Source organism: Brachybacterium sp. GCM10030267 (assembly GCF_042666875.1).
Lineage (GTDB): Bacteria > Actinomycetota > Actinomycetes > Actinomycetales > Dermabacteraceae > Brachybacterium.
Window position 1 is genome coordinate 101,930 of record NZ_JBHTCX010000005.1, and the last position, 15,424, is coordinate 117,353.

14 protein-coding genes are annotated in these 15,424 nt (G+C 70.0%); 8 read left to right on the forward strand and 6 right to left on the reverse strand.

Features of this window, described 5'->3' with window-relative positions; translation table 11 throughout:
* Positions 1–120 precede the first annotated feature (120 nt).
* The 6 genes from ACFQS2_RS04580 (at position 121) to ACFQS2_RS04605 (ending at position 5,235) form a co-directional block, all read left to right on the forward strand.
* Complete coding sequence (locus tag ACFQS2_RS04580; protein ID WP_377017514.1) at positions 121–690, forward strand: hemerythrin domain-containing protein; 570 nt, start codon at positions 121–123, stop codon at positions 688–690.
* Positions 691–919: 229 nt separating this feature from the next.
* On the forward strand, positions 920–1,408 hold the full coding sequence (locus ACFQS2_RS04585) for a substrate-binding periplasmic protein (RefSeq protein ID WP_377017516.1): 489 nt from the start codon (positions 920–922) through the stop codon (positions 1,406–1,408).
* A 53-nt stretch (positions 1,409–1,461) separates the two neighbouring features.
* Positions 1,462–2,418, forward strand: a complete 957-nt coding sequence (locus tag ACFQS2_RS04590) for a cation transporter (protein WP_377792897.1) — start codon at positions 1,462–1,464, stop codon at positions 2,416–2,418.
* Between the two features lie 61 nt (positions 2,419–2,479).
* Complete coding sequence (locus ACFQS2_RS04595) at positions 2,480–3,676, forward strand: zinc-dependent alcohol dehydrogenase (RefSeq protein WP_377017518.1); 1,197 nt, start codon at positions 2,480–2,482, stop codon at positions 3,674–3,676.
* 159 nt (positions 3,677–3,835) lie between these two features.
* The gene (locus ACFQS2_RS04600) at positions 3,836–4,735 is read left to right on the forward strand and encodes an SDR family oxidoreductase (protein ID WP_377017520.1); all 900 of its coding nucleotides are present in this window, start codon (positions 3,836–3,838) and stop codon (positions 4,733–4,735) included.
* A 263-nt stretch (positions 4,736–4,998) separates the two neighbouring features.
* A complete protein-coding gene (locus ACFQS2_RS04605) occupies positions 4,999–5,235 on the forward strand; it encodes an acyl carrier protein (protein WP_377017522.1) in 237 nt (78 codons plus the stop codon).
* A gap of 181 nt (positions 5,236–5,416) precedes the next feature.
* On the opposite strand, the gene ACFQS2_RS04610 is transcribed toward ACFQS2_RS04605, so the two are convergent.
* Together ACFQS2_RS04610 and ACFQS2_RS04615 are read right to left on the reverse strand one after the other, a co-directional pair.
* Complete coding sequence (locus tag ACFQS2_RS04610; RefSeq protein WP_377792866.1) at positions 5,417–7,729, reverse strand: heavy metal translocating P-type ATPase; 2,313 nt, start codon at positions 7,727–7,729, stop codon at positions 5,417–5,419.
* 80 nt (positions 7,730–7,809) lie between these two features.
* Entirely contained in the window at positions 7,810–8,025 is a 216-nt protein-coding gene (locus ACFQS2_RS04615) for a heavy-metal-associated domain-containing protein (protein WP_377792867.1), read from the reverse strand.
* A 298-nt stretch (positions 8,026–8,323) separates the two neighbouring features.
* Between ACFQS2_RS04615 and ACFQS2_RS04620 the strand changes: the two genes are divergently transcribed.
* The gene (locus ACFQS2_RS04620) at positions 8,324–10,528 is read left to right on the forward strand and encodes a heavy metal translocating P-type ATPase (protein WP_377792868.1); all 2,205 of its coding nucleotides are present in this window, start codon (positions 8,324–8,326) and stop codon (positions 10,526–10,528) included.
* A gap of 28 nt (positions 10,529–10,556) precedes the next feature.
* Here ACFQS2_RS04620 and ACFQS2_RS04625 read toward each other — a convergent pair whose 3' ends face one another.
* The 4 genes from ACFQS2_RS04625 to ACFQS2_RS04640 form a co-directional block, all read right to left on the reverse strand.
* Positions 10,557–11,342 carry an NAD-dependent epimerase/dehydratase family protein gene (locus ACFQS2_RS04625; RefSeq protein WP_377792869.1) on the reverse strand — a complete coding sequence of 262 codons (786 nt, stop codon included), beginning with the start codon at positions 11,340–11,342 and terminating at the stop codon, positions 10,557–10,559.
* A 129-nt stretch (positions 11,343–11,471) separates the two neighbouring features.
* Positions 11,472–12,287, reverse strand: coding sequence for a GTP pyrophosphokinase family protein (locus ACFQS2_RS04630; protein WP_377792870.1), 816 nt, complete (start codon positions 12,285–12,287; stop codon positions 11,472–11,474).
* A 103-nt stretch (positions 12,288–12,390) separates the two neighbouring features.
* The gene (locus ACFQS2_RS04635; RefSeq protein WP_377792871.1) at positions 12,391–13,209 is read right to left on the reverse strand and encodes a methylenetetrahydrofolate reductase; all 819 of its coding nucleotides are present in this window, start codon (positions 13,207–13,209) and stop codon (positions 12,391–12,393) included.
* Positions 13,210–13,234: 25 nt separating this feature from the next.
* The gene (locus ACFQS2_RS04640) at positions 13,235–14,473 is read right to left on the reverse strand and encodes a glycine cleavage T C-terminal barrel domain-containing protein (RefSeq protein WP_377017536.1); all 1,239 of its coding nucleotides are present in this window, start codon (positions 14,471–14,473) and stop codon (positions 13,235–13,237) included.
* Between the two features lie 149 nt (positions 14,474–14,622).
* Between ACFQS2_RS04640 and ACFQS2_RS04645 the strand changes: the two genes are divergently transcribed.
* Positions 14,623–15,396, forward strand: a complete 774-nt coding sequence (locus tag ACFQS2_RS04645; RefSeq protein ID WP_377017538.1) for an IclR family transcriptional regulator — start codon at positions 14,623–14,625, stop codon at positions 15,394–15,396.
* Positions 15,397–15,424: the final 28 nt, after the last annotated feature.

Below are 15,424 nucleotides of genomic sequence, written 5' to 3' on the forward strand. Positions count from 1 at the left end.
AACGACCGCCGGGTCGGGAAGGTGTTCTTCACGCCACACGGGCGTTAACGTCGGCCACGAGAGTCCGGCCCCGTCAGCGGGGCCCGGTCGTGCCCGCACACCACCCGACGGAGGGACACCGTGACCGAGACGCAGAGTTCGCAGCAGGACGTCGTCGACGTTCTCACCGCCGACCATCACGCCATGCTGGACCTGCTGCGGCAGATCCAGGGAAACCCCGACCCGCAGGAGCGCCGGGACACCGCCGACACCGTGATCGCCGAGGTCATGCGTCACTCGGTGGCGGAGGAGATGATCGTCTACCCCGCGGTGCAGAAGCACGTCCCCGGCGGCGACGAAGAGGTCGAGCACGACAAGCAGGAGCACGACGAGCTCGTCGACGTGATGAAGCAGCTCGAGGACGTCGACGCCTCCGGCGCCGAGTTCCTCGACCTCATCAAGACCTTCGAGGACAAGCTCGACCACCACGTCCACGACGAGGAGGACGAGCAGTTCCCCAAGCTGCGGGAGAACATCCCCCAGGGCGAGCTCGTGGAGATGGCGGAGAAGGTCGAGAAGGCGAAGCAGGCCGCTCCGACCCGGCCGCACCCGAACGCACCGCACTCGGAGCTGTTCCACAAGTCCGTCGGCCCGGGTGTCGGCATGGTCGATCGCCTGCGCGACAAGCTCACCGGCCGCAACACCGACTGACGACCCCACGGCGCCCGCCTCCGACGCGGCCTGACCGGGCGCGTCGGAGGCGGGCGTGCGTCCGGCGAGCCTTCGCTCCGGTGCGGGCCTCGCGATGCGTGGACCCGGCTCGTGGATCTACCTCCCGGTCCGTCCCGCCGCTGAGGGGCGCAGCAGCGACCGTGGTGTGCCTACAGTGTCCCGGTGCAGGGCCGGTCGGGGCATGACCGGCCGCATCGGAGGAGATTTCATGCTGAGCACACGGATCACACGATTCCTGGTCCTCATCGGGATGCTGGTCATCGCCGCGACCGGATGCCAGGGCCACTTCCCCGCAGACGCGCAGGGAACGCTCGACCGCGCCACCGGCGGTGAGCTGCGCGTCGGTATCAGCGAGAACCCGCCGTTCACCGAGGTCGGTCCCGAGGGGGAGGTCAGCGGCTCCGAGGTGGAGCTGGTGAGCGAGTACGCCGAGTCCATCGACGCCGAGATCACCTGGGTGCCGGCGGGGGAGAACACCCTTGCCGAGAAGATGAAGGCCGGCCAGCTCGACCTCGTCGTCGGCGGCCTGTCCTCGAAGGCACCCTGGTCCTCGAAGATCGCCCTGACCCGGCCCTATACGACCACCGAGGGTCCCGAGGGCAAGACGGTGAAGATCGTGATGGGTGTACAGCCCGGTGAGAATGCCCTGATGGTCGATCTCGAGCGGTTCCTCGCGAAGGAGGCTGGTGAGCTGTGAGCGAGCATGATGGTGAAGGCGGCGAGGAGGACACCGGTTCGGGCCGCGATGCGATGGGCCAGGAGCAGCGCAAGGTGCTGCAGCGCGCCATCCGCCTGGAATGGATCACGCTGGCGTGGATGTCGGCCACCGTCGCCCTGGTGGCCCTCGTGGCAGGCCAGTCCCAGGCGATGCGGGCGGCCTGGGCCGAGGACATGCTCTCTCTGCTGCCCCCGATCGCCTTCCTGATCGCCACCCGCCGTATCCGCAAGCAACCCGATCGCCTGCACCCCTACGGATTCCACCGCTCCATCGGGGTCGCCCATCTGGTTGCCGCGCTCGCACTGCTGGTGATGGGCGCGTACCTGTCCATCGACTCGGTCAAGACGCTGGTCACGGTCGAGCGACCCCCGATGGGGCTGACCGTGATCGCCGGTCACGGCATCTGGTCGGGCTGGCTGATGGTGGCCGTCATGGCCGTCACCAGCATCGGACCGGTGGTGCTGGGCCGGATGAAGCTGAAGCTGTCCGAGCCGCTGCACGACAAGGTGCTGTTCGCCGACGCCGACATGAACAAGGCGGACTGGACCACCGCTGTCGCGACCATCGGCGGTGTGCTGGGCGTGGGCCTGGGCCTGTGGTGGGCGGACTCGGTGGGCGCACTGATCGTCTCCGTCTCGATCCTCCGCGACGGCCTGAAGAACCTCCGCTCCTCGATCGGCGGTCTCACCGACACCGAGGCTCGCACCTATGACGACTCCGAGCCGCACCCGCTGACCCTGGAGATCGAGCAGCATGCCGACGCGGCGCCGTGGGTGCGCGAGGCGCGCGCTCGGGTGCGCGACGAGGGACACGTCTTCCACGCCGAGGTGTTCGTCGTCCCCCATGAGCAGCATGGGGGAGGGGCCGGGAACTGCGCGGAGCTTCGCGATCGGATCCGTGACCTGGACTGGAAGGTCCACGACGTGGTGGTCGCGCCGGTGCCGGAGCTGCCGCCGACCCAGACCTTTCGGTCGACCCTGCGGACGTGAACGCCCCAGGCCTCTACCGTGGAGACCTCCGCACGGATGACATCGAGGCGAGGACACGATCATGAGAGCAGTGACCTGGCAGGGTACCGAGCACGTGAGCGTGGAGGATGTTCCCGACCCCACGATCCAGCAGCCCACCGACGCGGTGATCAGGGTGACCTCCACCGCGATCTGCGGCTCCGATCTCCATCTGTACGACGTGCTCGTCCCATTCATGAGCCCCGGGGACGTCATCGGCCACGAGCCGATGGGGATCGTCGAGGAGGTCGGCCAGGACGTCACCCACGTCCGGCCCGGTGATCGCGTCGTGGTCCCCTTCAACATCGCCTGCGGCCACTGCGGCATGTGCTCGAGCGGGCTGCAGTCCCAGTGCGAGACCACCCAGGTCACGGAGTACGGCTCCGGGGCGGCCCTGTTCGGCTACTCGAAGCTGTACGGACAGGTCCCCGGCGGCCAGGCCGAATACCTCCGCGTTCCGCACGCCGACTACGGGCTGGTCAAGGTCGGTGCGGAGCTGCCCGACGAGAACTACCTCTTCCTCAGCGACATCCTTCCCACGGCCTGGCAGGGCGTGAAGTACGCCGACGTGCCCGACGGCGGGACCCTGGCCGTGATGGGGCTGGGTCCCGTCGGCCAGCTGGGCGCGCGGATCGGGCGCCATCTCGGTGCTCGTGTGATCGGCGTCGATCCCGTTCCTGAGCGGCGCGCCATGGCCGAGCGTCACGGCATCGAGGTGTTCGACCTCGGCGAGGACACCGTCGACGAGATCCGGGAGCAGACCGGTGGCCGCGGACCCGACGCCGTGCTGGACGCGGTCGGGATGGAAGCCGAGGGGAGCCCGTTCGCCGGCCTGGCCCACTCGCTCGTCGCGAAGCTGCCCAAGGCGATCTCCGGGCCGATGATGGAGCGCGCCGGCGTCGACCGCCTCGCCGCCCTGCACACCTCGATCGACCTCGTCCGCCGGGGCGGGACCGTGTCGCTGTCCGGCGTCTACGGCGGCACCGCCAGCCCGATGCCGCTGCTGACCATGTTCGACAAACAGGTCCAGATGCGCATGGGCCAGTGCAACGTGCGCTCGTGGACCGATGACCTGCTGCCGCTGGTCGAGGACCCCGCCGATCCGCTCGGCGTCGGGGACCTGGTGACGCATCGCCTGCCGCTCGAGGAAGCACCCGTCGGCTACGACCTCTTCCAGAAGAAGCACGACGGGTGCATCAAAGTCGTCCTCGACCCCTCCGGCGCCGCACCGTCCAGCTGATTCGCGACCGGCGGCCGGGCCCGAACCGGCGGCCACCTGCGGTCCGGCACGTGGTCCCACAGCAGCGTCCCGCGACCGCCCGTCGGGCCCTCTCAGACCGGCGGCCACGCACACCGTGGCCGTCACGCACAGATGAACCGCACCGAGGAGAGGATCCATATGGCCTCGAACGACCAGCTCGCACTCGTCAATCCCGTCGACCGTTTCCCCGACGTCTCGCCGCCGAAGCAGGACCAGCCCGAACCCGGTCTCGACGCCGAACTGATCCCCGGCACCGACCGCGGTGAGGACACCTACCGCGGCACCGGCCGTCTCGAGGGTCGCAAGGCACTGATCACCGGCGCCGACTCCGGCATCGGCTCCGCCGTCGCCATCGCCTTCGCCCGCGAGGGCGCGGACGTGGCCATGAACTACCTTCCGGCCGAGCAGAAGGATGCCGAGCACGTCGCCGGCGTCATCGAGCAGACCGGTCGCAAGGCGGTGCTGCTGCCCGGTGATCTCTCCGACGCGGCGTTCTGCGCCCAGCTGGTCGAGGACGCCGTGCGCGAGCTCGGAGGCCTGGACGCCCTGGTCAACAATGCCGGGCGCCAGATCGCCATCGAGAGCCTCGAGGATCTCGAGGACGAGCAGTGGGTCAGCACCTACGAGGTCAACATCCACGCGATGTACCGCATCACCAAGGCTGCTCTGAAGCACCTCCCCGCCGGGGGCACGATCGTCAACAGCACCTCCATCCAGGCGTACCAGCCCTCGGAGACGCTGATCGACTACGCCTCGACCAAGGCCGCGATCAACAACTTCACCAAGGGCCTGGCCCAGCAGCTCGCCCCGCGCGGCATCCGCGTCAACGGTGTGGCGCCCGGGCCGATCTGGACGCCGCTGCAGGTCTCCGACGGGCAGCCCAAGGAGGCCCTGCCCGAGTTCGGCAAGAGCACGCCGCTGGGCCGCGCCGGTCAGCCCACCGAGCTGGCCCCGGCCTACGTCTTCCTCACCTCCCCGGAGTCCAGCTACGTGCTGGGGGAGACGCTGAACGTCAACGGCGGAATGCCCTCGCCGTGAGGCGCTGCGGATTTGTGGAATGTCGATGAGGCCGCCCGAGAACGGCGCGCCCCGGGGGAGTCGGAGAACGCCGGGGCCACCCGATGGCTTTCGCGAACAAGCAGGCACTGACCACTCGGCAAGGCCTGTGACCTCGATTCGCGGGGCGGGGCTTGTCCGTTCCCGGCGGCGGTGTTAAGCCTGTATCAGCCGGGTTTACCGGTGACACGTCGCTGGAGGTGAATCGCCTGGTGCGCCCTCCGGCCGATCTGAAGGAGGAATGCATGCCTGCTGGACAGACTGGTTTCGACGACGTCACGTTCGACCTGATCTCCGTGCAGTACCACGCACTCAAGGCCGGCCATGATTACGGCCAGTACGTGCGCGATGCGCGAAATGCGGAGCAGGAGGAGATCGCAGCCTTCTTCGAGAAGGTCATGGAACAGGACGCCGAGCGTGCGAAGGAATGCCATCGGTTCCTCCGCGAGCTCGGCGGGACCGACAACACGAGCCCCAACTGAGGGGCAGCCCGAGACTCAGCGGGGAACGCTCATCGGCTTCCGCGATGACGTGACCCCCGGACCGGGCCCGCCCGATCCTCACCACGAAGGCCCTGCCGGCATCCCGGCGGGGCCTTCGCCGTGCCGGCACCGCGATGCAGAGCGCACGCGCAGCGGCAGCTGGGGCCACCTGAGCGCTCGCTCAGCGAGACGCCGGGAGCGAGTCCCCGGCCCGACCCGCGAAGCCGCGCAGGCGCAGGCTGTTGATGACCACGAAGACGCTGGAGAACGCCATCGCCGCCCCCGCCAGCATCGGGTTCAGCAGCCCCAGCGCGGCCAGTGGGATGGCCGCCACGTTGTACGCGAAGGCCCAGAACAGATTGCCCTTGATGACGGCGAGGGTGCGCCGGGAGAGGCGGATGGCGTCGGCCGCGCTGCGGAGATCTCCGCGCACCAGCGTGAGGTCGGCCGCCTCGATCGCGACGTCGGTGCCGGTGCCCATCGCCAGGCCCAGGTCGGCCTGGGCGAGCGCGGCGGCGTCGTTGACGCCGTCACCGACCATCGCCACGACCTTGCCGTCGTTCTGGAGGCGGGAGACCACGTCGATCTTGTCCTGAGGCAGCACCTCGGCGATCACCTCGTCGATGCCGACCTCCGCGGCGATCTGCTGCGCGGCGGCGCGGTTGTCCCCAGTCAGCAGGATCGGTGTCAGTCCCAGCGCGCGGAGCGAGCGGATCGCCTCCGCACTGGTGGGCTTGACAGTGTCGGCGACGACGAGGACTCCCTGCGCCTGTCCCTCCCAGCCGACGATCACGGCGGTGCGGCCCTGACGCTCGGCGTCGGCCTTCGCGGTGGTGAGGGCAAGATCCAGGAGCCCGGCATCCAGCCCGTGCGAGCTCTCGCCCGGGACCGGCTCGGCGAACAGGCCCTCGCGACCGACGAGCACGGTCTTCTCCTCGACGGTGCCGCGCACGCCGCGGCCTTCGAGGTTCTCGAACTCGGCCGGCGTGGGCAGCGTGCCGATCTCCTCGGCGGCGCCGCGCGCGATCGCCCGGGCGATGGGATGCTCGGAGGCGTCCTCGACGGCACCCGCCAGGCGCAGCAGCTCCGCGCGGTCCACGCCGGCGGCGGGGACGACGTCGAGGAGCGTCATGGTGCCCGTGGTGACGGTGCCGGTCTTGTCCAGCACCACGGTGTCGACCCGGCGCGTGGACTCGAGGATCTCAGGGCCCTTGATGAGGATGCCCAGCTGGGCGCCGCGGCCGGTCCCCACCAGCAGCGCGGTCGGGGTGGCCAGGCCCAGCGCGCACGGGCAGGCGATGATCAGGACCGCCACAGCGGCGGTGAAGGCGGCCTCGACGGGGAACCCCGCGACGAGCCAGCCGATCAGCACCAGGACGGCGAGCGTGAGGACGACGGGGACGAAGACCGCCGAGACCCTGTCCGCCAGTCGCTGGACCTCGGCCTTGCCGGACTGCGCCTCCTCGACCATCGCGGCCATCCGCGCCAGCTGGGTGTCGGAGCCGACCCGCGAGGCCCGCACCAGCAGACGGCCGCCGGCGTTGACGGTGGCTCCGGTGACGTCGTCACCCTCGCCCACCTCGACGGGGACCGCTTCGCCGGTCAGCATCGAGACGTCGACCGCGGAGCGCCCGGAGACCACCGTGCCGTCGGTCGCGATCTTCTCGCCGGGACGGACCACGAACTCATCGCCCACGGCCAGCTCGGAGACCGGGATGCGGCTCTCCTCGCCGCCTCGCAGCACGGCCACGTCCTTGGCGCCCATGTCCAGCAGGGCCCGCAGTGCGGCACCGGCCTGTCGTTTGGACCGCTTCTCGAGGTAACGGCCCAGGAGGATGAACATCGTGACCCCGGCGGCCACCTCGAGGTAGATGTTCGCCGCCCCGTCGGACGGCGCGATGCTCAGCTCGAAGCTGTGCCTCATGCCGGGCATGCCTGCCGAGCCCAGGAACAACGCATACAGCGACCACAGGAACGCCGCGGCGGTGCCGACCGAGATCAGCGTGTCCATGGTCGCCGCGCCGTGGCGGAGGTTGACCCAGGCGGCACGGTGGAACGGCCAGCCGGCCCAGACGATGACGGGGGCGGCCAGGGCGAGCGAGGCCCACTGCCAGTAGGTGAACTGCAGCGCCGGGATCATCGCCAGGAGGATGACCGGCACCGAGAGCACCACCGATCCGATCAGCCGCTGCCGCAGCGAAGCGAGTTCCGGATCCTGCTGCTTCTCGCCGTGCGGGTCCTCGTCGGCGGCCGCTGGCTGCGGAAGCGTCGCGGTGTACCCGGTCCGCTCCACTTCGGCCACCAGGTCCTCGGGGGAGTAGCCCTCAGGCGCCGTGACCCGCGCCTTCTCGGTCGCGTAGTTGACCGAGGCGGTCACACCATCGAGCTTGTTGAGCTTGCGCTCGATCCGGTTGGCGCACGAGGCGCACGTCATCCCGCCGATCTCGAGCTCGATATCGGCGCCGAGGGGCAGCTGGGACGGTGACGTGGGCATGGGGCTCTCTCTCGGGACGTGGGGTCGACTCGGGCGTCCGGCCGTGCCGGGTGACCGGTCGGTTCGCCAGGCTTCGGCTCTCAGGCCCGGGTCGCGGAGTAGCCGGCTTCCTCGACCGCAGCCAGGACGTCGCCGTCCTCGACGGGCTGATCCGAGGTGACGACCAGGTCGCCGGTCTCGTGGCTGACCTCGATGTGCTGGACCCCGGGAATCTCGCCGACCTCCTCACGCACCGACATCTCGCAATGTCCGCACGTCATTCCGGTGACCTGGAATCGGCTCGTGGTCGCGCTCATGAGGCTCTCCTTCGTGTTCTCGGGCGCCGACGGGGTCTCCGGTCGGCGGTCGTCTCTCCACGATTTATACCCCTGGGGGGTATAAAAGGTCAAGCGTGACGAGATTGATCGCGCGGAGCGTGGCGCCAGCTCCTGCCGGGTGCGAGACCTTTCGGGGCCGTTGCCTACGATACCCCTGGGGGGTACGGTGGCGTCGTCGCGGCCGGCGGTCCGACGCCGTCACGCCTTTCGACGCCGTGCCGCAGCCCAGCACTACCCACTGCCCTGCAGGTCCGCGTCGATCAGGAAGGACATGACGATGAGCAGCGTCCCGACCCCCGATGGCGATGCCCGGGCAGATCTGCGCGAGCACGACAGCCACGGGTCCCACGGAGGCAGCGGAGCCCATCACGGGTCCGGCGGCCACGACGAGCACAAGAGCCAGGAGAGCCGTGGGAGCCGCGAGCACCACGGGGATCACCAGGATCACGGGAACCATGGAGGCCACGGCGGACACGGCGGCCACGGCGGGCACGGCGGGCATGAGGACCACGTCGCAATGTTCCGTCGGCTGTTCCTGATCAGCCTGGTTCTCTCCCTCCCGACAGTCCTGCTCAGCCGCACGTTCGCCGACCTCATCGGCTACACCCTGCCGGCCCTCCCGGGCCTGGCCGCGGTGCCGCCCGTGCTGGGCACGATCATCTTTCTCTGGGGCGGCAGGCCGTTCCTGACCGGAGCGGTCTCGGAGCTCCGCTCCCGCACCCCCGGGATGATGCTCCTGATCGGCATGGCGATCACCGTCGCCTTCGTCGCCTCGCTCGGGGCCAGCCTCGGCCTGCTCTCCTCCGAACTGGACTTCTGGTGGGAGCTGGCCTTCCTCGTCGTGATCATGCTGCTGGGCCACTGGCTGGAGATGCGCTCCCTCGCCCAGACCTCCTCGGCCCTGGACTCCCTGGCCGCCCTCCTGCCCGACGAGGCGGAGAAGCTGGTCGGAGACGATGATGTGGTCAGGGTCGCCCCCTCGGAGCTCCAGCGCGGAGACCACGTCCGGGTCCGTCCGGGCGGGCGCATACCGGCCGACGGCACCGTCGTGGACGGCGAGGCCGATGTCGACGAATCGATGATCACCGGCGAATCCCAGCCCGTCCACCGCGAGGCCGACGCGACGGTGGTCGCCGGCACCGTCGCGACCGACAGCGCCCTGACGGTGCGCATCGACGCCGTCGGTGACGACACCGCGCTGGCCGGCATCCAGAAACTGGTCGCGGACGCACAGTCCTCGAGTACGCGAGCACAGCTGCTGGCCGACAGGGCCGCCGCCCTGCTGTTCTGGTTCGCGCTCGGCGCCGCGCTCCTCACCGCGATCGTGTGGACGCTCGCCGGCAGCCCGGACCTCGCGCTCACCCGGACGATCACCGTGCTGATCATCGCCTGCCCCCACGCCCTCGGCCTGGCGATCCCCCTGGTCGTCTCGATCGCCACCGAGCGCGCCGCCCGCGCCGGGGTGCTGATCAAGGACCGTGCGGCCCTGGAGCGGATGCGCACGGTCGACACGGTCCTGTTCGACAAGACCGGTACCCTGACCAGGGGTGAACCCGCCCTGGCCGACCTCGAGGCGATCGACGGGGACGACGGCGAGCTCCTCGCACTGGCAGCGGCGGCCGAGTCCGAGAGCGAGCATCCGCTGGCGCGCGCAATCATCGCCGCCGCCCGGGAGCGGGAGCTCGAGGTGCCCCGCGCCGAGGATTTCCGCGCCTCCACCGGGGTCGGCGTCACCGCCGACATCCGCGGACGAGCGGTGGCCGTCGGCGGCCCGAAGCTGCTCGAGGAGAACCGGCTCGAACCGATGCCACAGGCCGACCAGTGGTCGGATCGCGGCGACACCGTGCTGCACGTGGTCCTCGACGGTCAGGTCGCCGGCGCCCTCGGCCTCCGCGACCAGGTGCGCGAGGAATCGCGAGAGGCGATCTCAGCCCTGCACGACCGCGAGGTCCGGGTCGCGATGATCACCGGCGACGCACGTCCGGTGGCGGAGGCGGTCGCCGGCGAGCTCGGCATCGACGAGGTCTTCGCCGAGGTCCGTCCGGAGCACAAGAGCGAGAAGGTCGAGGAGCTGCAGCGGCAGGGCCGGACGGTCGCCATGGTCGGAGACGGTGTCAACGATGCGCCGGCACTCGCCCAGGCGGACGTCGGGATCGCGATCGGCGCCGGGACGGATGTCGCGATCTCCTCGGCCGGCGTGGTCCTGGCCTCCGACGACCCTCGCGCAGTGCTCTCGGTCCTGCGTCTGTCCACGGCGGTCTACCGCAAGATGACGCAGAACCTCTGGTGGGCCGCCGGCTACAACATCATCGCGGTGCCGCTGGCCGCGGGCGTGCTCGCCCCGATCGGGTTCATGCTGCCGATGGCCGTCGGCGCTCTGCTGATGTCGGCCTCGACCATCGTGGTCGCCGCCAACGCGCAGCTGCTGCGCCGCCTGGATCTCGACCCACAGGCAGTCGTCGCGGGGGAGACGAAGAGCTGAACGGCGCGACCCGCAGCGGCGAGGAGCGTCAGGACCCCTGGGGCCAGGTGTCGCGGACGTCCGCTCCGCCTTCGACGACCTTCTCCGGGGTGTCGGTCAGATCCGTCCAGGAATCCTGGGGACGGTAGCCCAGCTCGAGGGTCGTGTTGGTCAGCGACCAGCGCCGGTTGGGGTTGTCGGAGATCGCGTAGTACAGCCCGAACCGCACCTCGGCCTCGATGGCGCGTCGCACCACGCGGGCGCAGTCGGCAGGGCTCAGCCACATGGCGCGCAGGACGTCCTCGTCGGCCTCGAGCGGATCCTCCGAGACCCAGCCGATGCGCAGCGCGATGAAGTCCAGGCCGTGCTCGTCGTAGTAGAAGCGGCCCAGGGCCTCCCCGAAGATCTTGGAGACGCCGTACAGGGAATCGCCGCGCTGGATCTGATGGGGGTAGACCGGCCACTCCTCGTGGCGGTCGTACATGCCCATCGCGTGGTTGGAAGAGGCGAAGACGATGCGGCGCACCCCGGCCTCACGAGCGGCTTCCAGGACGTTGCGCAGCCCGATGAGGTTCGCCTCCAGCACCAGATCCCAGCTGGACTCGGGGGAGGCGGCGCCGGCCAGATGCACCACGGTGTCCACGCCGTCCATCATCGCCACCAGCTTGTCGTACTCGGCGAGGTCGGCGACCTGCAGCTCGGTGCCCGGCGGGGCCTTCTCGGCGCTGCGGCCCTGCAGCACCAGGTCGTAGTCCTGCTTCAGGTCCTCCGCCAGGTGGGAGCCGACGCCCCCGGTCGCTCCGGTGATCAGTACGCGCTTCGTCGAGTCACTCATGCGGCCATTATGGGTCGCGGGGCGCCGGCACGGAACCGCGCCGACCGTGCGGATCGGAAGCGTGCGGACCGAGGGGCGTGGGGTCCGCCGCTGCGCGGACCGCAGGGGCGAGCGGGGGAAAGGGGCTGGTCAGGCGCCGGGGGCCCGGCCGTCGCGCGACTCCTCGGGCTCGTCCCCGCGCCGGCCGCTGTCGGCATCGCCGTCCGTATCGCCGTGCTCGGGCATTGGCCGGATCTCGCGGCGCATCCGCTCCATGCGGGCATCGAGATCGGTGGCCACGCGGGCGGCGTCGTCGAGCTCCGCACGCAGGTGGGCCGGGAGCTGCCGGCGGTACTTGTAGGAGAGCTTGTGCTCGGTGCTGGCCCAGAAGTCCATGGCGATCGTGCGCAGCTGCATCTCCACCGGCACATGCTCGGTGTGCTCGGAGAGGAAGACGGGCACGCGCACCAGCAGGTGCAGCGAGCGGTACCCGTTGGGCTTCGGCTCGGCGATGTAGTCCTTGACCGTGAGCACCTCGAGATCCGGCTGCCGGCTGAGCATGTCCGCGATCCAGTACACGTCCGAGACGAAGCTGCAGGTGATGCGGATCCCGGCGATGTCGTGGACCCGTTCCCGGATGGCCGCGATGGTCATGTCGCCGCCGGTGCGGACGGCCTTCTCCAGGAGGCTCTCGGTCGACTTCAGGCGCGAGCGGACGTGCTCGATGGGGCTGTAGTCGTGGATCTGCTCGAACTCCTGGCGCAGCACGTTGACCTTCGTCTCGACCTCGTCGATGCCGAACTGGTAGTGCATCCGCAGCCTGGTGAACTCCTGGTGGACCTGCTGGAGCTGCGCGGTCAGGAGCTCTGGATCGTCCTGGCTCTGCAGCACGCGGTCCTGCCGCGCACGCACGAGGTCGCGCACCGTCTCGGTGGGGTCGTCGGCGCCCGGGTCCAGCTGTTCCATCCACGTGGTCCCTTCGGGGGAGGTCTGAGCCCTCCCGACCCTGCCAGATCCGCCTGAGCGAGTGGTGGGACGGTCCCGGTCGCCGCGTCGATGGGGACGCCGCTCAGCTCGCGGGCCGCCTCTGCTCAGGGCTTTGACCGGCCCACCATGTGCCCGTGGTCTCCAGCGAGTTGAACGTGTACACGTGCAGGCCCTCGAGCCGCAGAGCCGGATCCTCGAACGCCGGGGCCAGCTCGGTCAGCAGCGCATCGGGGCTCCAGGACCCCGGACCCAGCAGGTGCCGGATCCCGGATCGGTGGCTGCCCAGCAGGCGCAGCGATGGCCCGACGCCGACCTTGCCCGCGATCCGCAGCAGCCGTTTCATGCCCGTCGGCGCCGCCACCCCGGGACGCACCGGCAGCTCGATGCCGTGCTCACGGACCTGCCGCGTCCAGCGCAGCAGCGGCTGCGCGGAGAAGCACATCTGGGTGACCAGGTAGGAAGCGGTGGCCGCCTTCTCCTGGAGCAGACGTATCGCCTCCTCCTCGTCGACGAACGGGTGGCCCTCCGGATGCGCGCCCACGCCCGCCGTGAACCCGTGCCCGGTGCCGGCCATCGCGGCCAGCAGGTCCGAGGCCCCGGTGAAGCTCCCGGCGGGCTCGGCCGCGTCCCCGGCGATGACGAACACCTCCCCGATCCCGTCGGACTCCAGGCCCGTCAGGATCGTCTCCAGAGCGGACTCGCCCGGCACCTGCCGCGCGGCCAGATGCGGGATGGCGGTGAATCCGAGAGAGGAGAGTTCCCGCGCCGTGGCCAGCGTCGCCTCCAGGCCGTGGCGCCCCGAGGCCGTCACGGTCACCCGCGAACCGGCCGGCAGCTGCCGGGCCGCCTCCTCGGCGACGCCCGGCAGCGGGATCACCTCGAACTGCGGGGCGTCCGTCATGGCCGCCGGCCACGGCGCGGAACTCTCAGGCTGCTGTGGCGCCACTGCCGGACAGCTCCTTGACGTCGCTCTTGGGCAGCTCCTTCGTCGGGTCGATGAACGGCTTGGGCACCACCACGGCTGCGACGGGCTCGGAATCCGAGACGCCTCCGGCCCCGGTGGGTTCGCCGGTCTGGACGGTGAACTCGGTGCCCAGGTCCGAGAGTCCGGCCGGGACCAGTGCGAGGCCGATGTTCTTGCCCAGGCGCGGCGAGTGGCAGGCGGAGGTGACCTCGCCGACCCGTTCGCCGTCGTGATGGACGGGGAAGCGATCGATCATCGACCCGTCGTTGTACGAGCCCAGCTCCGGGCCGGCGATCTCGAGGCCGACGAGCTTGCGCTTCGGCCCCTCGGCCTTGATCCGGGTCAGGGCCTGCTTCCCGATGAAGTCCGCCTCCTGGTTCAGGTCGACCATCCAGTCGTAGCCCATGCCGACCTCGAAGGGGTTGGTACCCACGGTGATATCCGCACCGTGGGCGAGCATGCCGCCCTCGATGCGACGGATATGGCAGGGGCCGATCACCTTCATGCCGTAGGGCTCACCGGCCTCCCAGACCAGCTCCCACAGCCGCTCGGCATCACGGGAGGCGTTGTGGACGTAGATCTCGTAGCCGATCTCGCCGGTGTACCCGGTGCGCGAGACGGTCACGTCGATCCCGTCGATCTGGAAGTCGTGGAGGTAGTAGTACTTGATGTCGGCGACGGCGTCCCCGAGCAGATCCCGCAGCACGGCGTAGGACTTCGGGCCCTGGACCTGGACGGGACCGACGTCGATCTCCTCGATCTGCACGTCCATCCCGGCGTAGGTGGCGACGCCGCGGGCCCACAGCAGGATGTCGCTGTCGGCGAGGGAGAGCCAGAAGCGGTTCTCCTCGACCCGCAGCAGCACGGGGTCGTTGAGGATGCCGCCGTGCTGGTCGGTGAGGAAGACGTACTTGCACTGACCGACCTTGCACTTCGACAGGTCACGCGTGACGAGCAGGTTCGTGAAATCGAAGGCGTCCGGCCCGGAGATCTCGATCTGCCTCTCGACGCCGACGTCCCAGAGGGTGACGCCCTCCAGGAGCGCCCAGTACTCGGCGACCGGGTCGCCGTAGTGGCGGGGGTGGTAGGTGTGGTTGTAGACGCTGTACTTCGCGACCCCGTGACGCCTCGATGCGTAGAAGAACGGGGACTTGCGAAGACGCGGGTAGAGCAGCATGCCTGGGTTCTGGTTCACGGTCATCGTGTGCCTCCAATATGCGTCCGTACTCCACTGTGACACCATGGATGCGCTATACGCAATGCTTTGCGTATAGCGCAACGATCGCGGCGACGTCGGTCGGACGGGCGCTGCGAGCAGGCCGTATCAGCAGGAGGGATGGAAGGAATCGCATGCCGGGAACGGGAACGGTGCAGTCGGTCGAACGAGCGGCGCAGGTGCTGGAGATCCTTGCGCGCGACGGGCAGTCGGGCGTGGGGCAGATCGCGCGCGAGCTCGACGTCCACGTCTCCACGGCGTCGCGCCTGCTGGGGGCGCTGGAGAATCATGACCTGGTCGAACGTTCCGAAGCGGGCTCCGTCGTGCAGCTCGGGGTCGGCGTGCTGCGGCTGGCGGCCTCGACCCGCTCCGGGCTGGACCTCACCGACCAGGCGGGCCCGGTGTGCGACGCGCTGGCCGAAGAGCTCGGCGAGACGGTCAACCTCGCCGTCTACCGCTCCGGATCCGCCGTGAATCTCTACCAGGCGGAAGGGACCCGGACGGTCGCGCTGCACAACTGGGTCGGAGGACGGACGGTCCTGCACGCCACCTCCAGCGGGAAGATGCTGCTGGCTCATCTGCCTCGCGACGAGTCCGAGCCCTTGATCGCCGCCGACCTGGAGCGCTTCACCGAGCGCACCATCACCGCGCCCGACCTGCTGCGGCGGGAACTGCGGATCATCCGCGAGCGCGGCTGGGCTCAGGCCGTCGAGGAGTTCGAAGACGGGCTGAACGCCGTCGCGGCCCCGATCTACGGCCCCGAGGGCACCGTGATCGCCGCGCTCTCGGCCGCGGGGCCGACGTACCGGCTCGCCCCGGACGAGCTGCCCGCTGCCGCCGAGACCCTGCTGGGCGGGGCCCGGGAGATCTCCCGACGGCTCGGGCACCGGGTGGAGGTCACCGGCTGAGACGAGGAGTGCCCTCTGCGTGCCGCAC